The sequence below is a fragment of the Micromonospora sp. NPDC049060 genome (genome assembly GCF_040649055.1).
GTDB classification, from domain to species: domain Bacteria; phylum Actinomycetota; class Actinomycetes; order Mycobacteriales; family Micromonosporaceae; genus Micromonospora; species Micromonospora reichwaldensis.
On sequence record NZ_JBEZEV010000064.1, the window covers coordinates 17,463 to 39,247 of the forward strand.

General features: G+C 74.3%; 18 protein-coding genes. 9 read left to right on the top strand and 9 right to left on the bottom strand.

The window, feature by feature from the left end:
* Nucleotides 1-9: 9 nt before the first annotated feature.
* Genes nirB through AB0B83_RS21340 form a run of 3 tightly spaced genes read right to left on the bottom strand, consistent with a single transcriptional unit; the run spans nt 10 to nt 6,094 of the window.
* On the bottom strand, nt 10-2,535 hold the full coding sequence (gene nirB, locus AB0B83_RS21330; protein WP_357579628.1) for a nitrite reductase large subunit NirB: 2,526 nt from the start codon (nt 2,533-2,535) through the stop codon (nt 10-12).
* On the bottom strand, nt 2,532-3,971 hold the full coding sequence (locus AB0B83_RS21335; protein WP_357579629.1) for an FAD-dependent oxidoreductase: 1,440 nt from the start codon (nt 3,969-3,971) through the stop codon (nt 2,532-2,534). The genes nirB and AB0B83_RS21335 overlap by 4 nt, the downstream gene beginning before the upstream one ends.
* Nucleotides 3,968-6,094, bottom strand: coding sequence for a molybdopterin oxidoreductase family protein (locus AB0B83_RS21340; RefSeq protein WP_357579630.1), 2,127 nt, complete (start codon nt 6,092-6,094; stop codon nt 3,968-3,970). The genes AB0B83_RS21335 and AB0B83_RS21340 overlap by 4 nt, the downstream gene beginning before the upstream one ends.
* A gap of 143 nt (nt 6,095-6,237) precedes the next feature.
* Between AB0B83_RS21340 and AB0B83_RS21345 the strand changes: the two genes are divergently transcribed.
* On the top strand, nt 6,238-6,933 hold the full coding sequence (locus AB0B83_RS21345; protein ID WP_357579631.1) for a methyltransferase domain-containing protein: 696 nt from the start codon (nt 6,238-6,240) through the stop codon (nt 6,931-6,933).
* Nucleotides 6,934-6,983: 50 nt separating this feature from the next.
* Here the strand turns inward: AB0B83_RS21345 and AB0B83_RS21350 are convergent, their stop codons facing one another.
* Together AB0B83_RS21350 and AB0B83_RS21355 are read right to left on the bottom strand one after the other, a co-directional pair.
* Nucleotides 6,984-7,580 (bottom strand): PIN domain-containing protein, encoded by a 597-nt coding sequence (locus AB0B83_RS21350; protein WP_357579632.1) that lies wholly within the window; start codon nt 7,578-7,580, stop codon nt 6,984-6,986.
* 37 nt (nt 7,581-7,617) lie between these two features.
* Entirely contained in the window at nt 7,618-8,085 is a 468-nt protein-coding gene (locus AB0B83_RS21355) for a helix-turn-helix domain-containing protein (RefSeq protein WP_357579633.1), read from the bottom strand.
* A 206-nt stretch (nt 8,086-8,291) separates the two neighbouring features.
* Between AB0B83_RS21355 and AB0B83_RS21360 the strand changes: the two genes are divergently transcribed.
* The 6 genes from AB0B83_RS21360 to glmM all read left to right on the top strand — a co-directional run bounded on the left by AB0B83_RS21360 (nt 8,292) and on the right by glmM (nt 12,933).
* Complete coding sequence (locus tag AB0B83_RS21360) at nt 8,292-8,549, top strand: DUF6364 family protein (protein WP_132230932.1); 258 nt, start codon at nt 8,292-8,294, stop codon at nt 8,547-8,549.
* Nucleotides 8,539-8,832 carry a hypothetical protein gene (locus tag AB0B83_RS21365; RefSeq protein ID WP_357579634.1) on the top strand — a complete coding sequence of 98 codons (294 nt, stop codon included), beginning with the start codon at nt 8,539-8,541 and terminating at the stop codon, nt 8,830-8,832. The genes AB0B83_RS21360 and AB0B83_RS21365 overlap by 11 nt, the downstream gene beginning before the upstream one ends.
* Nucleotides 8,833-8,966: 134 nt before the next feature.
* Nucleotides 8,967-10,343: a nitrate/nitrite transporter gene (locus AB0B83_RS21370; RefSeq protein WP_357579644.1), complete on the top strand. Its 1,377-nt coding sequence runs from the start codon at nt 8,967-8,969 to the stop codon at nt 10,341-10,343.
* Nucleotides 10,344-10,535: 192 nt separating this feature from the next.
* The gene (gene rplM / locus AB0B83_RS21375) at nt 10,536-10,979 is read left to right on the top strand and encodes a 50S ribosomal protein L13 (RefSeq protein WP_088998398.1); all 444 of its coding nucleotides are present in this window, start codon (nt 10,536-10,538) and stop codon (nt 10,977-10,979) included.
* 20 nt (nt 10,980-10,999) lie between these two features.
* A complete protein-coding gene (gene rpsI, locus AB0B83_RS21380; protein ID WP_121399850.1) occupies nt 11,000-11,467 on the top strand; it encodes a 30S ribosomal protein S9 in 468 nt (155 codons plus the stop codon).
* A 110-nt stretch (nt 11,468-11,577) separates the two neighbouring features.
* Nucleotides 11,578-12,933, top strand: a complete 1,356-nt coding sequence (gene glmM, locus AB0B83_RS21385; RefSeq protein WP_357579635.1) for a phosphoglucosamine mutase — start codon at nt 11,578-11,580, stop codon at nt 12,931-12,933.
* Between the two features lie 25 nt (nt 12,934-12,958).
* Here the strand turns inward: glmM and AB0B83_RS21390 are convergent, their stop codons facing one another.
* Nucleotides 12,959-13,705 carry an ABC transporter ATP-binding protein gene (locus AB0B83_RS21390; protein ID WP_357579636.1) on the bottom strand — a complete coding sequence of 249 codons (747 nt, stop codon included), beginning with the start codon at nt 13,703-13,705 and terminating at the stop codon, nt 12,959-12,961.
* Between the two features lie 2 nt (nt 13,706-13,707).
* The gene (locus AB0B83_RS21395) at nt 13,708-16,536 is read right to left on the bottom strand and encodes an FtsX-like permease family protein (RefSeq protein WP_357579637.1); all 2,829 of its coding nucleotides are present in this window, start codon (nt 16,534-16,536) and stop codon (nt 13,708-13,710) included.
* A 98-nt stretch (nt 16,537-16,634) separates the two neighbouring features.
* Here AB0B83_RS21395 and AB0B83_RS21400 point away from each other — a divergent pair, with 98 nt between their 5' ends.
* Nucleotides 16,635-17,240, top strand: a complete 606-nt coding sequence (locus AB0B83_RS21400) for a PadR family transcriptional regulator (protein ID WP_357579638.1) — start codon at nt 16,635-16,637, stop codon at nt 17,238-17,240.
* A gap of 82 nt (nt 17,241-17,322) precedes the next feature.
* On the opposite strand, the gene AB0B83_RS21405 is transcribed toward AB0B83_RS21400, so the two are convergent.
* Nucleotides 17,323-18,513: a pyridoxal phosphate-dependent aminotransferase gene (locus AB0B83_RS21405; protein WP_357579639.1), complete on the bottom strand. Its 1,191-nt coding sequence runs from the start codon at nt 18,511-18,513 to the stop codon at nt 17,323-17,325.
* Between the two features lie 189 nt (nt 18,514-18,702).
* On the opposite strand from AB0B83_RS21405, the gene glmS reads away from it, so the two are divergent.
* A complete protein-coding gene (gene glmS, locus AB0B83_RS21410) occupies nt 18,703-20,616 on the top strand; it encodes a glutamine--fructose-6-phosphate transaminase (isomerizing) (RefSeq protein ID WP_357579640.1) in 1,914 nt (637 codons plus the stop codon).
* 67 nt (nt 20,617-20,683) lie between these two features.
* Here the strand turns inward: glmS and AB0B83_RS21415 are convergent.
* Nucleotides 20,684-21,785 (bottom strand): alpha/beta hydrolase (locus tag AB0B83_RS21415; protein WP_357579641.1); only part of this gene is annotated, 1,102 nt, incomplete at its 5' end.

Sequence of the window (21,785 nt, forward strand, 5' to 3'; positions counted from 1 at the left end):
TCGTGGTGGTCATCGCCGCACCTCCGGCATGCCCAGCGTGACCGGCTGCCGGCCCTCGCCGGCCGGTGCCCGACCCACCGGGACCGGCTGGCCCCGTTCGCGCGCGAACGTGATGGACGGGTCGGGCACCCCGGGGGCGTTGACGAAGGAGTCGAACCGGCGCAGCCGGACCGGGTCCTCCAGCACGTCGCGCCACTCGTCGGAGTAGGAGTCGACGTGCCGGGCCATCGCGGCGTCGAGTTCGGCGCACAGGCCGAGCGAGTCGTCCACGATCACCGCGCGGAGGTGGTCCAGCCCGCCCTCCATCGCCTCGATCCAGGCGGCGGTGCGTTGCAGCCGGTCGGCGGTGCGGATGTAGTACATCAGGAACCTGTCGATGAGCCGGACCAGCGCCTCCGTCGACAGGTCGGTGGCGAAGAGGTCGGCGTGCCGGGGCCGGAAGCCGCCGTTGCCGCCGACGTAGAGGTTCCAGCCGGTCTCGGTGGCGATGATGCCGAAGTCTTTGCTGCGGGCCTCGGCGCACTCGCGGGCGCAGCCCGAGACCGCCGACTTGATCTTGTGTGGACCGCGCAGCCCCCGGTAGCGCAGCTCCAGGGCGATGGCCAGCCCGACCGAGTCCTGCACCCCGTACCGGCACCACGTCTCACCGACGCAGGACTTCACCGTGCGCAGCGCCTTGCCGTACGCGTGGCCGGACTCGAAGCCGGCGTCGACGAGCCGGCGCCAGATCTGCGGCAGCTGGTCCACCCGGGCCCCGAACAGGTCGATCCGCTGTCCGCCGGTGATCTTCGTGTAGAGCTGGAAGTCCCGGGCCACCTCGCCGATCACGATGAGCTTCTCCGGGGTGATCTCGCCGCCGGGGATCCGGGGCACCACGGAGTAGCTGCCGTCGCGTTGCAGGTTGGCCAGGAAGTGGTCGTTGGTGTCCTGCAACGACGCCTGCTCCCCGTCCAGCACGTGGCCGGTGCCGAGGGAGGCGAGGATCGAGGCGACCACCGGCTTGCAGATGTCGCAGCCGCGGCCCCGGCCGTGCTCGGCGACGAGCTGCGAGAAGGTGCGGATGCCGCGCACCCGCACGATGTCGAAGAGTTCCTGCCGGCTGACGTCGAAGTGCTCGCAGAGCGCGGTGGACTGCCGTACCCCGGCCGCGTCGAGGAACTGCTTGAGCATCGGCACGCAGGAGCCGCAGCTCGTCCCCGCCCGGGTGCACGCCTTCAGCGCCGGCACGTCCGCGCAGCCGCCGGCGATCGCGGTGTCGATGTCGGCGCGGGTCACCGCGTTGCAGGAGCAGACCTGCGCGGCGGCGGGCAGTGCGCCGGCGCCCCCGCCCGCCGCGCCCTCGGGGGCGAGCAGCGCCAGCGGCGGCCCGGGCAGCGGACCGCCGACGCTGGCCCGCAGCGTCGGGTACGCGCTCGCGTCGCCGACCAGGACCCCGCCGAGCAGGGTCTGCGCGTCGTCGGAGAGGACCAGCTTGGCGTAGACCCGGGTGGCCGGATCGGTGAACGTCACGTCGAGGCAGCCCGGCGTCGTGCCGTGCGCGTCGCCGAACGAGGCCACGTCCACGCCGAGCAGCTTCAGCTTGGTGGCGGTGTCCGCGCCGGGGAAGGTGGCCGCCCCGCCGACCAGCCGGTCGGCGACGACCTCGGCCATCGCGTACCCGGGGGCGACCAGGCCGTGGCAGACGCCGTCGACCGCCGCGCACTCGCCGACCGCCCAGATCCGCTCGTCGGCGGTACGGCAGGCGCCGTCGACCAGTACGCCGCCGCGCGGGCCCAGGGCGAGCCCGGCCGCCCGGGCCAACTCGTCGCGGGGCCGGATGCCCGCCGCGACCACCACCAGGTCGGCGTCGAGCACCGTCCCGTCCGCCAGTTCCAGCCCGGCGACCGTGCCGTCCGGGCCGGACCGGATCGCGGTGGTGGCCACGCCCAGGCGGGTGGTCACGCCCAGCTCGTCGACGTACCGGCGGAGCATCGCGCCACCGGCCGTGTCCACCTGCACCGGCATCAGCCGCGGCGCGAACTCCACCACGCTGGTGTCCAGCCCGAGCAGCCGCAGCGCGTTCGCCGCCTCCAGCCCGAGCAGCCCGCCGCCGATCACCGCCCCGGTGCGCCGGCCGCGCGCGTGCTCCCGGATCGCCTCCAGGTCGTCAAGCGTCCGGTAGACGAAGACCCCGGGCAGGGCCGCACCGTCCACCGGCGGCACGAACGCGGACGAGCCGGTGGCGAGCACCAGGGCGTCGTACGGGTGCTCGCCGGTCGCGGTGCGCACCAGCCGCCGCTCCCGGTCGATCTCCGTGGCCGGCTCGCCGAGGCGCAGCTCCACCCCGTCGTCGGGGGTGTGCAGGTTCAGCTCCTCGGCGCCGACCCCGTCGAAGAACGCCGAGAGCCGCACCCGGTCGTACGCCGGGCGGCTCTCCTCGGCGAGCACGGTTACCCGCCACCGCCCCTCGGGGTCGCGGGCGCGCAGCGCGTCGACGAAGCGCTGCCCCACCATCCCGTTGCCGACGACCACCAGCCTGCTGTTTCGCTCACTCATGACGCCACCTCCGCCGAATCCACCTCGGACAGCCACCCGACGATGCCGGCGACCGCGTCCCGGCAGCCGCCGCACCCCGTGCCGGCCCGGGTCGCGTCGACCACGGCGTCGACGGTCCGGGCCCCGGCACGCCAGCAGCCCACCAGCGCCCCCTTGCTGACGTCGTTGCACTGGCAGACGGTCGCCGCGTCCGGCATCAGCGCCGGAGTCGCGGCCGGCGCCGCTGCCGCCGCGCCGAACGCCCGGCCGAGCAGCAGGGAGCGCCGGTCGGCCGGCACCGGCTGACCCCGGTCGAAGAGCTGGATGACCGTGCCGACCGCCGGGTTGTCGCCGAGCAGGATCGCGGCCGTCAGCCGTTCGTCGTGGATGCGCAGCCGGGCGTACGTGCCCCGGGACGGGTCGGCGAAGGTCAGCTCCTCGCCGGTCCCGCCGTCGCCCGGGTCGCCCATGGCGGCGAGGTCGATGCCGGCCGCCTTGAGCCGGGTCACCGCCGGCCGGGGCCGGTAGCGGGCCTGCGGTTCCTCCCCGGTGAGCACCTGCGCCACCACCCGGGCCTGCGCCCAGGCCGGGGCGACCAGCCCGGTGAGGTTGCCGTCGTGCTGGGCGCAGTCGCCGATCGCCGAGATCCGTGGGTCGCTGGTGCGCAGCCGGTCGTCGACCAGCACGCCCCGCTCCACGGCCAGCCCGGCCGCGCGGGCGAGGGCGGTGTCGGGGCGTACCCCGCAGGAGAGGACCAGCAGGTCGGCGGTGAGTGAGCGGCCGTCGGCCAGGTCGAGGCGTACCCCGTCGGCGTCCGCGACCACCCCGGTGGCCGACACGGCCAGGTGGGTGGTCACCCCGAGGCCCGCGAGCGTGCCGGCCAGGACGGCCGCGCCGGCCGGGTCGAGTTGCCGCTCCATCAGGTACGGCACCGGGTGCACCACGCCCACGTCGAGGCCCCGGGCGGCGAGCCCGCGCGCCGCCTCCAGCCCGAGCAGCCCGCCGCCGAGCACCAGGGCGCTGCGCGCGCCGCCGGCCACGGCGAGGATCCGGCGGCAGTCGTCAAGCGTGCGGAACGGCACCACCCGCTCCGGCAGCCCGGGCCCGTCCAGCCCGGGCAGCGGCGGCACCACGGCCCGGCTGCCGGTGGCGAGCACCAGATGGTCGTACGCGATGCGGTCGCCGTCGTCGGTGTGGACCGTGCCGGCGGCGCGGTCGACGGCGGTGACCGTCACCCCCGTACGCAGGTCGACGCCCTGCCCGGCGGCCTCGGCCAGCTCCACGTCCGGCTCGCCGATCTTGCCCGCCAGCAGGGTGGAGAGCATGATCCGGTTGTACGCCCGGTGCGGCTCCGCGCCGAGCACGGTGACCTTCCGGTCCCCGCCCCGGGCGTGCAGCTCGCCGGCCAGCCGCGAACCGGCCATCCCGTTGCCGACGACCACGACACTCTCGCTCACAGCTCGTCCACCCTCTCCAGTCGGACGGCGCAGATCTTGAACTCCGGCATCCCGGAGACCGGGTCGACGGCGTCGTTGGTGACCGAGTTGGCCCGCGCGGCGCCGCCCCAGTGGAACGGCGCGAAGACGGTGTCCGGCCGGATGGCGGTGCGGAGCCGGGCGGGCGCGTAGAACTCGCCCCGCCGGGAGACCACCCGCACCGGCTCGCCGTCGCCGATGCCGAGCCGCCCGGCCAGGTCGGGGTGCAGCTCGACGAACGCGTCCGGGGCGGCCCGGCGCAGCGCGGCGACCCGGCGGGTCTGGGTGCCCGACTGGTACTGCGCGAGGACCCGGCCGGTGGTGAAGTGCAGCGGGTACTCGGCGCACACCTCCTCGGCCGCCGGCCGGTGCTCCACGGCGTGGAACCGGGCCCGCCCGTCGGGGGTGGGGAAGCGGTCGGCGAAGAGCCGGGGGGTGTCCGGGCCGTCCTCGGCCGGGCAGGGCCAGAACACCCCGTCGCGTTCGTCGATCCGCTCCCAGCTCACTCCGGCGTAGTCGGCGGTCCCGCCCGCCGAGGCCCGCCGCAGCTCCGCGAACACGACCCGCGGGTCGCCGGCGTCCGCCCCAGCCCTTCCTTGCACCTGGAGGCGGGCGGTGAGGTCGGCGAGGATCTCCAGGTCGGTACGGACGCCGGGCGGCGGCGGGCGCAGTGCGCGGCGGCGCAGCACCCGGCCCTCCAGGTTGGTCATCGTGCCGTCCTCCTCGGCCCACTGGGCGGTGGGGAGCACCACGTCGGCCAGCGCGGCGGTCTCGGAGAGCAGGAAGTCGGCGACCACGAGCAGGTCGAGATCGCGGAGTCGGCCCTCGATCCGGGCGGCCCGGGGCGCGGAGACCACCGGGTTGGAGCCGAAGACCAGCAGCGCCTTCGGCCCGGCGGGCGTGCCCAGCGAGTCCAGCAGCTCGTACGCCGGCACGCCCGGCCCGGGCAGCTCGTCGGCCGGCACCCCCCAGACCCCGGCGACGTGTTCCCGGGCGGCCGGATCGTCGATCCTGCGGTAGCCGGGGAGCTGGTCGGCCTTCTGCCCGTGCTCCCGCCCGCCCTGCCCGTTGCCCTGCCCGGTCAGGCAGCCGTAGCCGGAGCCGGGGCGGCCGGGCAGCCCGAGGGCGAGCGCCAGGTTGACGAAGGCGGTGACGGTGTCGACGCCCTTGGCGTGCTGCTCGGCACCGCGCGCGGTCAGGATGATCACGCGTTCGGCGGTGCCGAGGGCTCGGGCGGTCGCCTCCAGGTCGGCCACCGGCACCCCGGAGAGCGCCTCGGCGCGGGCCGGCCACCAGCCGGCCACGCCGCGACGGACCGCGTCGAATCCGGTGGTACGGGCGGCCACGTACTCCCTGTCGACCCAACCCTCGGTGAGCGCGATGTGCAGCAGCGCGTTCGCCACCGCCAGGTCGGTGCCGGGCAGGGGTTGCAGGTGCAGGTCGGCTTGGCGGGCGGTGGCGGTGCCCCGGGGGTCGACCACGATCAGCCGGCCGCCGCGCTCGCGCTGCGCGGTCAGCCAGCGCACCAGCGGGGGCATGGTCTCCGCGGGGTTCGCGCCGACCAGCAGCAGCGTGTCGGCCCGGCCCAGGTCGGCCAGCGGGAACGGCAGGCCCCGGTCGATGCCGAAGGCGCGCATCCCGGCCGCCGCCGCCGATGACATGCAGAACCGTCCGTTGTAGTCGATGTGCTTCGTGCGCAGCGCCACCCGGGCGAACTTCCCCAGCGCGTACGCCTTCTCGTTGGTGAGCCCGCCGCCGCCGAAGACGGCGACCGCGTCGCGGCCGTGTCCCTGCTGGACGGTGCGCAGGTCGGTGACGATCCGGTCGAGGGCGGCGGCCCAGCTCGCCGGGCGCAGCTCGCCGCTGGCCGGGTCGCGCAGCAGCGGGGTGGTCAGCCGCTCGGGGTGGTCGAGCAGCTCGGCGGCGGTCCAGCCCTTCTGGCAGAGGCCGCCCCGGTTGGTGGGGAACTGCCGGGGGAGCACCGTGGCCCGGCCGGCCTCCTCGCGCAGCGTCATCCCGCACTGGAGGGCGCAGTACGGGCAGTGCGTCGCCACCTCCCGGGGCGTCCGCCCCGGTCCGGTCGCCGCGTGTGCACCGTCTGTCATGTCGGCAAAGCGTGCCGGGGGGCGATTTCCGGTCCGGGTCCCGTCTGTTTCGGTCCTGTCAAGAGCCGCTCACACCGCACGCGGGCACCGGGCCGGCTGGCGTTTACAATATGGGACAACAATCCTGGCATTTGGGAGGCGCGATGAACGTGGCCGAGGCCTTCGACGCGGTGGCGGGCAGCTACGACGAGGCCCGACGGCGCCTGGTGCCCTGCTTCGACGCCTTCTACGGCACCGCCGTCGAGGTGGCCGCGCCGCCGCTGCGGGCCGCGCTCGCCTCGGGGCGTACCCCGGAGGTGCTGGACCTTGGCGCGGGCACCGGGCTGCTGTCGCTGCTGCTCGCGGCGGCGGTGCCGGGGGTCCGGCTGACCCTGGTCGACGCCGCGCCGGCCATGCTCGCCGTCGCCGCCGACCACCTGCGGTCCCGCGGCGTCGCGCACCGGACGGTCCGGGCCGACCTGGCGGGGGAGTTGCCCGCCGGCCGCTACGACGCCGTGGTCAGCGCGCTGGCCATCCACCACCTCGACGACGCGGGCAAGCGCGAGCTCTACCGGCGGGTGCCGGCGGCGTTGGTCCCCGGCGGCGTCTTCGTCAACGCCGAACAGGTCGCCGGCCCCACCCCCGCGCTCGACCGGCGGTACCACGAGGTGTGGCTGGGGCAGGTCGCGGCGCTGGGCTCCCACGCCGACGAGATCGCCGCCGCCGAGGGCCGGATGGCGTACGACCGGCCGGCGCCGGTCGCCGCGCAGTGCCGCTGGCTGGCCGAGGCCGGCCTGGTCGACGTCGACTGCTTCTTCAAGCAGTGGCGGTTCGCCGTGTTCGGCGGCCGTCGCGGGTGAGCGACGGACAGACGCCGGGTTGAACCGACGTGGCGCTGTCGGTGGTCGGCCTATCCGTCGAGGTGGCCTTCGAGGCGTTGGGCGAAGCGGTAGGCCCCCGCCTTGCGCAGGTAGGCGATCAGATCCACCTCATCACGGTCCTCCGTGACCAGGCTGCGTCGGTAGTAGGAGACCTGCTTCGTCGCGACGTGCCGGACCAGCCCCATCGACCTGTCGGCGACCCAGTTGAGGAACTCGTCGGCGGTGTGGACCTCGAGGCGGCCCTGGACGCACTCAGTCGGGAAGGCTCTGTGGCCCTGCCGGTCGTTGGTCACCAGGAAGTCGGCGGCCCCGTGGATCGCAGCCGCCAGGACGTGGCGATCGTCGGGGTCCGGTGGGCACGGCACCGACTGCGGAAGGTAGCCGATGACCAGACCGTACGGGAACGCCTCGACGAAGCGCCGCCGCTGCCCTCCGATCGCCTGCTCCGAAAGGTCCGGCCGCTTGCGCCGCATGCGGTACATCCGCTCCGCGAGCACGTCCTCGCTGTAGCGCAGGTCGTAGACGAGGCAGTCGCTCTCCAGCGACAGCAGGCTGATCCAGTCGCGCAGGGTCCTCGAGTACAGAACATTGGCGTCCAGGAACACCAAGGGGGCGCCGAGCGTCACAGCGGACACCGTACCCAGCGCCTCGGAGGTGACCGCGTTATTCGTCGACGTTGAGCCCGAGCGCGTCGGATTCCAGCATCAGGGCCTCGTACGACTTCCGGCGCTCCTGCATCTGACGCTGCCGGAACGCCAGAACGTCGGAGAGGAACAACCGCCGATGGCTGCCGACCCGGTGGGAGGGGATCGCAGCGGTGTCCAAGAGGCGGACCAGCGTGGGACGGGACATGCCGAGGAGGCTGGCCGCCTCGGTCGTCGACAACTCCCGGGCAACGGCGCTGACGGCGACCCCGTCACCACGGGCCAGCAGCGCCGATGCGTGCCGCAGGACGTCGAGCAGTCGGGCAGGGACTTCGACCTCCTCGCCAGTCGGCGAGACGAGGCGTGTTCGCGATGCGGGCACCCCGTCCGGCTGTCGCTTGAGGAAATCGTCGACCGCGGCAACCTGCCCACGCTCGACCCCCTCGCTGGGCATGACGGATGTCGTCGTCATGGCGGTCGGGCTCACGGGCGTCCCTCCCTCACGGTGTGGCTGACGGTGCGTGGCGTTGTCCGAACGCTTCGGACATCGTCTCCTCCAAGTGCAACAACCGCAAGCGTAATCGGATATTGCGTCTATGCGGCAGGTGGCGGTTTGCCGTGTTCGGCGGCCGTCGCGAATAGTCGGGGCCGTCGGGATGACTGCCGGTCATACCGATGGGTAGTCTCCACGGCATGACTGCCAAGGTGACCCTGTCGTTCTCGGACGAGACGATCGAGGAGGCCCGGCGGTTCGCCAAGCGCGAGGGGCTCTCCCTGTCGGCGTGGATGGACCAGGCGGCCCGGGAGAAGGCGCTGCGCGAGGTCTTCACCGCGCACGCCGCCGCCGTCGGCCGGGCCGGGCTCGACCTCGAAGCCGCCGCCCTCGCCGACGCCCGCGAGGTGGGCATGGTCGACGACGCGCTCTTCGGCGGGCGCCCGCGTGCTGCGTAGGGGCGAGGTCTGGCGCATCGACGGCGCCCGGGAACGGCTCGGACTGGTGATCAGCTCCGACGTCTACAACTCCACCGACGTGCCGATCGTGATCGTGGTGGAGGTGGTCGAGGAGGCGCTGCTGCGCGACTCGCCCCTGGCGGTGCCGATGGGCACGTACGTGGTGATGCCCGACCGGATCTCCTCGCCGATGAAGAAGTGGTTCACCGAGTGCGTGGACGTCGCCGACACCGGGACCATGCTCAGGGTCGGCCGGGCGCTGCGCATCCTCCAGGAACTCTGACATCTCACCGGCGGCATCCGCCCCCGGTGCGGTCTCCGTTTCCCGCCCGACCCGCGACGGGCACCGTCGGGTAACGCCCGATTCCTAGCGTTCCTCCAGGTCGCACCCGACGAGGAGGAGTCGCCGTGAGCACACTGGCCCCCACCACACCCCCGGCCGAGGCCGTTGCGCCGGCCGTCGGCCGCCGGCACCGCATCGACGACTGGCGGCCCGAGGACCCCGAATTCTGGCGTACGACCGGGGCGCCGGTCGCCCGCCGCAACCTCTGGGTCTCCATCTTCGCCGAGCACGTGGGCTTCTCCGTGTGGAGCCTCTGGTCGGTGACGGTGCTCTTTCTCGGCCCCGAGTACGGCATCGACCCGGCGGGGAAGTTCCTGCTCACCGCCGTGCCGGCGGCGCTGGGGGCGGCGCTGCGGCTGCCCTACACGCTGGCCGTGGCGCGCTTCGGCGGGCGGACCTGGACGATCGTCAGCGCACTGCTGCTGCTCGTCCCGGCCGTGCCGATGACGGTGCTGCTGGAGCCCGGCGTCTCCTACTCCACCCTGATGGTGCTGGCCTGCCTGACCGGCGTCGGCGGGGGCAACTTCGCCTCCTCGATGGCGAACATCAACCTGTTCTATCCGTCCCGGCTCAAGGGCCGGGCGCTCGGGCTCAACGCCGGCGGCGGCAACCTCGGCGTGCCGGCGGTGCAGCTGGTCGGCCTGGCGGTGCTGGCGACGGCGGGGGCCGCGTACCCCCGCCTGGTGCCGGCGGTCTACCTGCCGCTGATCGTGCTGGCCGCGCTCGCCGCGGCGCGCGGGTTGGACGACATCTCCGGGGCGCGCAACGAACCCGGTGCGCTGCGCGAGGCGGCCCGCGACCCGCACACCTGGATCATGTCGCTGCTCTACGTCGGCACCTTCGGCTCGTTCATCGGCTTCTGCTTCGCCTTCGGCCAGGTGCTCCAGCTCCAGTTCGCCGAGCGCTTCCCGACCCCGGTCGACGCCGCCTGGCTCACCTTCCTCGGCCCGCTGGTCGGCTCGCTGGTCCGGCCGGTCGGCGGGCACCTCGCCGACCGCCTCGGCGGGGCCCGGGTGACCTTCTGGAACTTCGTCGCGATGGCGGCCGGCGCCTCGTTGGTGCTCCACGCCGCCCGGGAGCGGTCGTTCGGGCTCTATCTGCTCGGCTTCCTGTCGCTCTTCGTCTTCTCCGGGATCGGCAACGGCTCGACCTACAAGATGATCCCGGCGATCTTCCGGGCCCGGGCGACGGCGGAGGTGGACGCCGGTCGGCGGGAGGCGGTCGCGGCGCAGCGCCGGGCCGGGCGGATGACCGGCTCGGTGATCGGCATCGCCGGGGCGGTCGGGGCCTCCGGCGGGGTGCTGGTGAACATCGCCTTCCGGCAGTCGTTCCTGACCGGGGGCAGCGCGGACGCGGCGTACGTCGCCTTCATCGTCGCGTACGCGCTCTGTTTCGGGGTGACCTGGCTGGTGTACCTGCGGCCGGGCCCCCGCCGGCTGACCGGCGTGTGACCCCCGCCATGTATCCTCGGGGGGCCAGGCGGGGGCGGTACCCCGTTTTGACCTGCCGACGGGGCGGCGGGTATCGTTGCCTGCTGTTGTACGACATCCAGAGGCGTGCCGCCTAAGGTACGCTTGGTCGTTCGTGCGCGCCCGGTAACCTCGGCGCGCGACCCCAGACCGACGACGAGACAAGGTATACCTGTGCGTACGTACAGCCCGAAGCCGGGTGAGATCGAGCGTCAGTGGCACGTCATCGACGCCTCTGATGTCGTGCTGGGCCGCCTGGCCACCCACGCCGCCACGCTGCTGCGCGGCAAGCACAAGCCGACTTTCGCGCCGCACGTCGACACGGGCGACTTCGTCGTCATCGTGAACGCGGGCAAGGTCGCGCTGACCGGCAACAAGCGTCACACCAAGGTCGCCTACCGCCACTCCGGCTACCCGGGTGGTCTGAAGCAGGTCGGCTACGACGAGCTGCTGACCAAGCGTCCCGAGCGGGCCATCGAGCTGGCCGTCAAGGGCATGCTCCCGCACAACAAGCTCGGCCGTCAGCTCATCAAGAAGCTGAAGGTCTACGCCGGTGCCGAGCACCCGCACGGCGCGCAGCAGCCGGTGCCGTTCGAGATCAAGCAGATCGCGCAGTGAGCGCGGGCGAAGGAAACAGCATGACCGACATCACCGAGACCGAGGTTGCCCCCGAGGAGGCCACCGAGGCGCCGGCGCCCGTCGCCCGCGCGCCGCGTGGTGACCGCCCGATCCAGACCGTGGGTCGGCGCAAGGAGGCCATCGTCCGGGTGCGCATCGTCCCCGGCAGCGGCAAGATCACGTGCAACGGCCGTGACCTTGAGGCCTACTTCCCGAGCAAGGTGCACCAGCAGCTGATCAAGGACCCGCTGGTCACCGCCGAGAAGCCGGAGGCCTTCGACGTCATCGCCAACCTGCGTGGCGGCGGCACCACCGGTCAGGCCGGCGCGCTGCGCCTGGCCATCGCCCGGGCCCTGATCGTCAGCGAGCCGGACGACCGTCCGGCGCTGAAGAAGGCCGGCTTCCTCACCCGGGACGCCCGGGTCAAGGAAAGCAAGAAGTACGGCCTCAAGAAGGCCCGTAAGGCTCCCCAGTACTCGAAGCGCTGATCATCAGCGGCGCGTTGTACTTCTGACGGACGGCCGGGTTCACCTCCCCTCGACGGGAGGTGGCCCGGCCGTTCGCCTTTCCTGGACCGTTTCATCGGAGGTTGGCGGGTATGGGCCGGTTGTTCGGCACGGACGGCGTACGCGGGCGGGCGAACGCGGATCTCACGCCTGAGTTGGCGCTGGCGGTGGCGGTCGCCGCCGCCCACACGCTCGCCGAGTCGGACCGGAGCCATCCCCCGCTGGCCGTGGTCGGGCGGGACACCCGGGCCAGCGGCGAGATGCTGGAGGCCGCCGTGGTCGCCGGGCTCACCAGCGCCGGCGCCAACGTGGTCCGGGTGGGCGTGCTGCCCACCCCGGCCGTGGCGTTCCTCACCGCCGAGGCCAAGGCCGACCTCGGCGTGATGCTCTCCGCCTCGCACAACCCGATGCCCGACAACGGGATCAAGCTCTTCGCCGCCGGCGGGCACAAGCTGCCGGACGAGATCGAGATGCGGATCGAGGCGGCCGTCGAGGCGAACGCCACCACCGCCTGGGAGCGGCCGGTCGGCGCCGGCGTCGGCCGGGTGCACGACCTGCTCGACGGCGCGGACCACTACGTGCAGCACCTGATCGGCACCCTGCCGCACCGCCTCGACGGGCTCAAGGTCGTGGTCGACTGCGCCAACGGCGCGGCTGCCGAGGTGGCGCCGGTGGTGTACCGGGAGGCCGGGGCCGAGGTCGTCGCCATCTACGCCGAGCCGGACGGCCTCAACATCAACGACGAGTGCGGCTCCAACCACCTCGACGCCCTGCGGGCCGCGGTGGTCGAGCACGGCGCCCACCTCGGCATCGCGCACGACGGCGACGCCGACCGCTGCGTCGCGGTGACCGCCGACGGCGACGAGGTCGACGGCGACCAGGTGATGGCGATCCTCGCGCTCGCCATGCGGGAGGCCGGCACGCTCACCGACGACACCCTGGTCGCCACGGTGATGAGCAACCTCGGCCTGCGGCTGGCCATGTCCGCGCAGGGCATCCGCCTCCTGGAGACCAAGGTCGGCGACCGGTACGTGCTGGAGGAGCTGCGCGCGTCCGGCCTCGCGCTGGGCGGCGAGCAGAGCGGGCACATCGTGATGCCCGCGTACGCGACCACGGGCGACGGCGTGCTGACCGGGCTGCACCTGATGTCCCGGCTGGCCGCCACCGGCAAGTCCCTCGCGGAGCTGGCCGGCGTGGTGACCAGGCTGCCGCAGGTGCTGATCAACGTCCCCGTCGGCGACCGTACGGTCGGCGCGGCCGCACCCGCCGTCCGGGCCGAGGTCGAGCGGGCCGAGGCGGAGCTGGGCGAGACCGGCCGGGTGCTGCTGCGCCCGTCCGGCACCGAACCGCTGGTCCGGGTCATGGTCGAGGCCGCCACCGAGCAGGTCGCCCGAAGCGTCGCCGAGCGCATCGCCGAGCAGGTCCGCACCGCCAGCCCGACCGCCTGACCTTTCGCGTCGGCCCCCGGCCGGCCTACAGGCGCAGGCCGGCGGCCCGCTGGAAGGTGGCCGCCGGGTCCTCGCCGTCGGTGAGGTCCACGTCCTCGACGATCCGCCCGTCGCCGAGGCGGATCAGCCGGTCGCACCGGGCGGCCACCGCCCGTTCGTGGGTGGCGAGCAGGACCGTCATGCCGTGCCGGTCGCGCAGGTCCAGCAGCAGGTCGAGGATCTGCCCGCCGGTGGTCGAGTCGAGGTTGCCGGTCGGCTCGTCGGCGAGCAGCAGCCCGGGGGAGCCCATCAGCGCCCGGGCGATCGCGACCCGCTGCTGCTGGCCGCCGGAGAGCTGGGCCGGCAGGGCCCGCTCCCGCCCGGCCAGGCCGACCGCGTCGAGCAGCTCCCGGGCCCGGGCGGCGTGGTCGGCCCGCCCCCGGCGGGGCAGCACCGGCACGACCACGTTGTCCAGCACGGTGAGCGCGGGCAGCAGGTGGTAGCGCTGGAAGACGAAGCCGACCCGCTGCCGGTACCGGGTCAGGGCCGACCGGCCGAGCGCGGTGATCTCCTGCTCGTCCACGGTGATCGTGCCGGCGTCCACCTGCTCGATCGCGCCGATCATGTGCAGCAGCGTCGACTTCCCGGATCCGCTGGGCCCGGTCAGCGCCACCACCGCCCCCGCCGGGATCTCCAGGGACACGTCGTCGACCGCCGTCACCTGCTGCGGGCCGGCCCCGAAGCGCCGGACCAGCCCGGCGACCCGGACCGTGCTGCCCGTCGTCGTCTCCATCGTCACTCCTCCGCGAGCAGTCGGGCGGTCGGCAGCCGGCGCAGCAGCGCGGCCGGGACCAGGGCGGCCACCGAGGTGACCAGGACACCGGTCGCCGCCACCGACGCGGCGACCGCGACCAACGTGCCGGGCAGGGCGCCGACCAGCCAGGCCGCCCCGGCCAGCCCGAGGCCGGCGCCGGTGACCGCGCCGAGCAGACCCAGGGCCAGCCCCTCGTAGGCGATGAGGCGGCCCAGCGCGGCGTCGCTCCAGCCGACCGCGCGCAGGGTGGCCAGCTCGGCGGCCCGGTCCCGGATGTTCAGGTAGAGCACGTCGGCGACCGCGGCGGCACCGAGCAGCACCGTCGCGACGGCGGCCATGGTGTCCGCGCCCCGCACGCTCAGCGACACCGTGTCACCGAGCAGGCTGCCGACGATGGCGCCCCGGAACGCGTATCCGGCGGCGGTGACCAGGGTCAGCGCGGCCACCCCGATGGCCAGCGCGCCGGCCCCGAGCAGGGTGCGGCCGGGCGTACGGGCCAGGTTGGCCAGGGCCAGGCCGACCAGGGTGCGCGGCCGGCGTACCCATCGGGCCGTCGCCACCGCCGGGCGCAGCGCGGCGGCCGGGTGGGCGCGCGCTGCCCGCAGGGCCGGCGTCAGGCCCGCGACCAGCGCCAGCAGCAGTGCCACCGGTACGGCCAGCAGCGCCCGCCGCCATCCCACGTCGATGCCGAGCGCGGCGCCGAGCGGGACGGCCAGCGCCAGGGCGAGCAGACCGGCGGCCAGCCCGAGGGCGGCCACCTCGCCGAGGATCAGCGCGCCGATCCGCCGGGCGGGCCAGCCCAGGCAGGCGAGCACCGCCAGCTCGGACCGGCGGTCCCGGACGGCGGCGGCGACCGCGTTGCCGAGGAAGAGCGCGCAGACCACCAGCACCAGTACGAACAGCGCGACGCTCTTGCGGTCCACCGCCTTCGTGATCACCGAGGCGACCCCGAGCGCCGACCACTCCTCGGTCAGCCGCAGCGCCGGCCGGCCGAACGACCCGGCGGGCAGCTCCACGGCCTGCGGGGCGGGGGAGGAGCCGAGGGTGATGTCGACGTCGAGCCCGGTGACCTGGGCGATCCGCTCGGCGACCAGCCGGACCTGCTCGGCGGCGCGGTCGCTGTAGCCGCCCACGTCGGCGACCCGGACCCGGATCGCGCTGATCGGGGCGGCGAGCTGCGGACTGCCGCCACCCGCCAGCAGCTTCGGCACGCTGGCGAGGCTGGTCAGCAGCAGCGGCGGGGCGGCGAGGTGGCCGGCCGGGTTGCCGCCCGGCTCCAGCGCACGGCCGCCCAGGGCGTCCCGGCTGGCGGCGTCCGCGCCCTGCGCCGTCGGCGGCTCGTACGTCTCCAGCGGCACCCGCCCGACGTCGCTGAAGCCGGTCAGCTTCGCCGGGTCGAAGACTCCCACGGCCCGCCAGCTCCGGTACAGGGTGCCGGGCACGGCCTTCTTCAGCGCAAGCCTGCGCAGCGACCGCGCCCCGGTGTCCTCGGCCAGCCAGGGACGCGGGTAGGGGTTGAACGTGGCCTGGTCGCCGTAGACCGCTGGATCGGCCGCGGGAAGGGCGCCGACCCGCAGCGTGCCGTCGGGCAGCCGGTCGTAGCGCGTCGGGCCGGCCTGCACCATCGTCTGGAGCTGGCCGAAGCAGCAGCCGTCCGGGGAGAGACCCGTGGCGAGCCGGGCACGCCAGCCAGCGGCGACGTCGTGGTGAGCCTCCCCGGCGGGGAGGGCGGGACCCCGCCCCAGGGCCTGTTCCAGCTCGGCGAGCCCGACCCCGGCCGGGCGGGCGGCGGGCAGCCGGGTGAAACTGGCACGCAGTTCCTCGTCGACGAAGGGGCTGCTGGTGGCGAGCACCGGCACGGAGTGCATCTCCGTCCCGCCCGTCCGTTTGACGGCGACGGTGTCGTCCTGACCCAGCGCGCGCCCGTCGACCAGCGCGCCGCCGAGACCCACGAGGCGGTCCTCGGCGGCCGGGTCGACGGCGGCGAGCAGGAGCGGCACCGTCAGACTGACCGCGATCCGCAGCCGGTCCGACGTGGACGAGGATTCCGTCCCGCCGTCGGCGAGGACGCCCCCGCCGGCCTCGAACCGGCCGTCCGGGAGCAGCCGTACGGCCACCAGCGACCACTCCTGGCGCTCGGAGTACGCGCCCGGGCTGCCCAGGGTGGAGCGGGGGTCGCAGACGGCCTGGGTGCGGCCGTCGGGCAGTACCTCGCGGGGCGCGGCCCACCCGCACGCGGCCCACGGATAGCTTCGCCCGTCGGTGTACGGGGTGGAGTCGCTGGACTGGGCGACGTCGGTGCGGGGGTAGATCAGCGGGTGGGTGGTGACGTACACGAAGCGGGGGCGGCCCGGGGCGCCGGAGAGGCCGCGCTCGGCGACGAACCGGGGGTCGACGCGGATGACCTGCCGGTCGAGCGAGCGGTCGACGGCGTCGGTCAGGTCCAGCGGGGTCGGCACCGGGGCGGTGGAGTAGCCGAGCATCGCGATGGGGGCGGCGACGTCCACCCCGGTGACCGCCTTCACCTGGTCGTACTGCGCCGTGGTGATGCCGCCGAAGAGGCCGGAGAGGTAGTTGGGCTGGACCAGCCGGCGTTCGGCCTCCAGCGGGGTGCGTGTGCCCTTCGGGCGGACCAGGATGTCGTAGGCGGCCTCGGTGTTCCGCTCGACGGAGCCCGTGACGTCGAGGCGGGAGGTGGTGGTGGCGCCGGTCAGCACGACGAACCCGGTGGTCGCCACCAGTACGCCGAGCAGCAGCGCCACCGACCGTCCCGCACGGCCGCGAAGCTGTCTCCAGATGATGTCGAGCATGTCGCGCCTCCCCGTGTGCTGAGCACACTGTGCGCGATACATTGTGACAATGCAAGGCCCGGCGGCGGTCAGCCCCCCGGGTCGGATCGGAGTAGACGGTGGCGATACAGCACGCGGTCCTGGCCCTGCTCGCCGGCGGCCCCAGCTACGGCTACGAGCTGAAGGGCGCCTTCGAGGAGGCGGTCGGCCCGCAGTGGGGGCCGCTCAACATCGGGCACCTCTACCAGATCCTCGACCGGCTCTCCCGCGACGGCCTGGTGGTGGCCGAACGGCAGCCCCAGCCGGTCAAGCCCGACCGGGTGGTCTACGAGATCACCCCGGAGGGCCGGGCCGAGCTGGCGCGCTGGCTCGGCGAGCCCAGCCCGCGCAGCGGCGGGTTCCGGGACGACTTCTTCCTCAAGGTGACCGCCTCGGCCCGCTCCGGCGAGCCGGCCATGGTGCGCACGGTGCTCGGCAACCAGCGCGGTCACCTGATGCGTGAGCTGCGCAACCTCGACGGGCTGCGCCGCCGGGCCGACGACCCCGTGGTCGGCCTGCTGCTCTCGGCGGCGAGTCGACACGTCGAGGCCGACCTGGCCTTCGTCGACGACGCCGAGCAGGTGCTGCTCGCCGACGGCGGCGCGGCGCTCGCCCGGATCCGGGCGCCCCGCTCCGAGGCGGCGTCGCCGGAGCGGGGGACCGGCCCGACCCGGGCGGCCGGCTGACGCTCAGGCGTACGACCCGACCCGACCCGACCCGACCCGGCCCGGCGCGGACGGCGTCGAGCGCGGCCGGCCGCCGGTAGGGTCAGGTCGTGGACAGCCGGCGCAGCCGGGTGACGGCCTCGGTCAGCACCTCGGGGCGCTTGCAGAAGGCGAAGCGGATCAGGTGCCGACCGGCCTCGGCATCGTCGTAGAAGACCTGCGTCGGCACGGCGACCACCCCGCACCGCTCGGGCAGGGACCGGCAGAACTCCACCCCGTCCCGCCCGCCCAACGCGCTGACGTCGGCGGTGACGAAGTAGGTGCCCTCCGGCGCGAGCACCTCGAACCCGGCGTCGGTGAGCCCGCCGACGAGCTGGTCGCGGCGGGCCTGCATGCCGTCGCGGAAGTCGGCGAAGTAGTCGTCCGGCAGGGCCAGCGCCACCGCGACCGCCGGCTGGAGCGGTGCGGCGTTGACGAAGGTCAGGAACTGCTTCACCCGCAGCACCGCCGAGACCAGCGCCGCCGGCCCGCTCACCCAGCCGACCTTCCAGCCCGTGCAGGAGAACGTCTTGCCGGCCGACGAGATGCGCAGCGTCCGCTCCCGCATGCCGGGCAGCGTGGCCAGCGGGACGTGCGGGGTGGACGCGTCGGTGAAGACCAGGTGCTCGTACACCTCGTCGGTCACCGCGTACGCGCCGTGCTCCCGGCACAGCTCGGCGACCAGGGCCAGCTCGTCGGGGGTGAACACCTTGCCGGTCGGGTTGTGCGGGGAGTTGAGCAGCACGAGCCGGGTGCGCGGGCCGAACGCGGCGCGCAGGGCGTCGGGGTCGAAGGCGTACCGGCCGTCGGCGGCGGGGCGCAGCGTGACCGGGCGCCGGACCGCGCCGGCCAGCGCGATCGAGGCGGCGTACGAGTCGTAGTAGGGCTCGAAGCAGACGACCTCGTCGCCCGGCTCGCAGAGCCCGAGGATCGTCGCCGCGATCGCCTCGGTGGCGCCCGCCGTCACCACGATCTCGCCGTCCGGGTCGTACTCCAGCCCCCAGAACCGGCGCTGGTGCGCCGCCACCGCCGCGCGCAACGCCGGGACGCCCGGGCCCGGCGGGTACTGGTTCTGCCCGGTGCGCAGCGCCTCCGCGGCGGCGGCCAGCATCTCCGGCGGCCCGTCGGTGTCGGGGAAGCCCTGGCCGAGGTTGACCGCGCCGGTGCGCACGGCGAGGGCGGACATCTCGGCGAAGACGGTCGTCCCGAACGGGCGCATCCGGGCCACCAGCGGATCCACGTCGACGGTCGTCACGCCCGCCAGCCTACGGACTCCCGGCGCGGCTTCAACCCCCGCCGAGGGTGGCCCCGACCGCCCGCGACCGTCGCCCGGCGGAGCTATGTCACGGAGAGTGCCGCTTCCCCTCCGATCGCTCAAGTTGGGTGATCGTTTACCCGGCTTTCGCGCACGCGCGATGAGTGGAACTAGGTTAGGCTGCGGGTCATGTGTGGAATCGTTGGTTACGCCGGCGCGCGCCCGGCGCTCGGCATCGTGCTCGACGGACTGCGGCGGCTGGAATACCGCGGCTACGACTCGGCCGGCGTCGCCATCGTCTGCGACGGCGCGCTGCTGACCGAGAAGAAGGCCGGCAAGCTGGCCAACCTGGAGAAGGTGCTCTCCGAGCGGGCCGCCGAGGATCCCACCTCCTGCGCGGCCAGCCCGATCGGCATCGGCGACGGCACCACCGGCATCGGGCACACCCGTTGGGCCACCCACGGCGGCCCGACCGACCGCAACGCCCACCCGCACCTGGCCCCCGACGGCCGCGTCGCCGTGATCCACAACGGCATCATCGAGAACTTCGCCAAGCTGCGCGCCGAGCTGGAGGCCGACGGCGTCCAGTTCACCAGCGACACCGACACCGAGTGCGCCGCGCACCTGCTCTCCGCCGCGCTGGCCGACCTGCGCGCCGCCGGCCACCCCGACGGGCCGCAGCTGCTCGCCGCCGGCATGCGGGTGGTCTGCCAGCGGCTGGAGGGCGCGTTCACGCTGCTCGCCGTCGACGCCGCGGTGCCCGGCGCGGTCGTCGGCGCCCGCCGCAACTCCCCGCTCGTCGTCGGGCGGGGCGAAGGCGAGAACTACCTGGCCAGCGACGTGGCCGCGTTCATCGAGCACACCCGGGAGGCGGTGGAGCTCGGCCAGGACCAGATCGTCCTGATCACCGGCGACACCATCGAGATCACCGACTTCGCCGGAGAGCCCGCCAGCGGCAAGGACTTCCACATCGACTGGGACTCCTCCGCCGCCGAGAAGGGCGGCTACGACTGGTTCATGCTCAAGGAGATCGAGGAGCAGCCGCAGGCCATCGCGGACACGCTGCTCGGCCGGCTCACCGACTCCGGCGAGATCATGCTCGACGAGGTCCGCCTCAGCGACCAGGACCTGCGCGACGTCGACAAGATCTTCATCGTCGCCTGCGGCACCGCGTACCACTCCGGCCTGGTCGCCAAGTACGCCATCGAGCACTGGACCCGGATCCCGTGCGAGGTGGAGCTGGCCAGCGAGTTCCGCTACCGCGACCCGGTCCTCGACCGGTCCACGCTGATCGTGGTGATCTCGCAGTCCGGCGAGACGATGGACACCCTGATGGCGCTGCGGCACGCGAAGGAGCAGAAGGCCCGCGTCCTGGCCATCTGCAACACCAACGGCTCCACCATCCCCCGGGAGTCCGACGCGGTCCTCTACACCCACGGCGGGCCGGAGATCGCCGTCGCGTCCACCAAGGCGTTCCTCACCCAGCTCGTCGCCTGCTACCTGATCGGCCTGCACCTGGCCCAGGTGCGCGGCATCAAGTTCGCCGACGAGGTGGCCGCCGTGGTCGCCCAGCTCCAGGAGATGCCGGGCAAGCTGCGCGAGCTGCTGGAGCGGATCGAGCCCGTCCGCGAGCTGGCCCGCGACCTGAAGGCCGAGCCGACCGTGCTCTTCATCGGCCGGCACGTGGGCTACCCGGTGGCCCTGGAGGGCGCGCTCAAGCTCAAGGAGCTGGCGTACATGCACGCCGAGGGCTTCGCCGCCGGCGAGCTGAAGCACGGCCCGATCGCGCTCATCGACAAGGGCACCCCGGTCATCTGCATCGTGCCGTCCCCGGTCGGCCGGGGCATGCTGCACGACAAGGTGGTCTCCAACATCCAGGAGGTACGCGCGCGCGGCGCCCGGACCATCGTGATCGCGGAGGAGGGCGACGAGGCGGTCGTCCGTTACGCCGACCACCTGATCCGCGTGCCGCGTACGCCGACGTTGCTCGCGCCGCTGGTCACCACCGTGCCGTTGCAGGTCCTGGCGGCCGAGATCGCCGCCGCCCGGGGGCACGACGTGGACCAGCCCCGCAACCTGGCGAAGTCGGTCACGGTCGAGTAGGTCGCACCGCCCCACGACGGGCCCCGTCCACCCCCGCCAGTGGGCGGGGCCCGCCGCGTTGCGCGGGTCAGCGGCCGAGCACCACCCGGGCCATCCCGTCGAGGGCCGGGTTCTCGGGCGCCCAGTAGCCCGTGTGGCCGTGCCGGCCGCTGGGGAACGTACGCCCGCCAAAGCCCGGGTGGGACGGGTCCTGCCCGAACCACAGCTCCCGCTCCGGCGCGCCGAGCAGCGCCCCGATCGCCGGGCCGACCGGCGACGCGCCCAGCAGGGACCGGCGGGCCAACTCGTCCGGCGGCCGGGCCCACCGGATCACGTCGTCCGGCGCGGTGCTCGCCCAGACCTGCCCGGGCGGCACGCCCAGCTCGCCCGCGTGCGCGACCCCCACCCCGGGCGAGCCGACGAAGACCAGCGCGTCGGCGGCCAGCCCGTGGTCGCGGGCGGCCGTGCCGACCACCAGCGAGCCGTAGCTGTGCCCGAGCACGGTCTGCCGGCCCGGCGGCCCGTCGTGGGTCTCCCGCAGCCCCTCCTGGAACCGGTGCAGCGCCGGGCCGGCGTTCTGGGCCTGGCCCGGCCACGCCGCCTCGTGCAGGAAGTCGGGGGCGTCGTAGTCCAGCCAGAGCACCGCGGCGGCCTCCTCCTCGGGGGCGAGGGCGGCGCAGCGGGCCAGCACCCGGGCCGCGCGACCCAACTCGCCGGGCACGTCGTGCAGGCCGGCGGTCATCCCCGGCACGTAGGTCAGCACCCGGGCCGACCGGTCGGGGTTGCCCAGCGCCACCACCGCCCGTCCCTCGCCGCCCGTGCCCAGCCCCAGCAGGTACGCCCGGGGCTGCTCGTCGCCCGCCAGGCGGGCGGCCAGCGCGTCCAGCCCGGCCAGGGACTTCCCGATCCGCGACAGCCCGGCCAGCTCGACCGGCCCGCGCGGCACCCGCGCCAGCAGCCGTCGCCGCGCGGCCAGCAGTTCCTCCCGCCGCGCCCCGAGCAGCAGCCGGTTGGCCTGGTCGCGGGCGGCCACCGGCACCCCGTCGAGGCGGCCGAGGAGCCCCGGCTCGTGCGCGACGAGCCACCGGCGCTGCGCGGGGGTGAGCCCGGCCCACCAGGCGCGCACGGAGGCCGGGTCGGCGCCGGCCTTCGGGCGGCCGGGCGGCGGCCGCTCGGCCCACCCCGCGCGG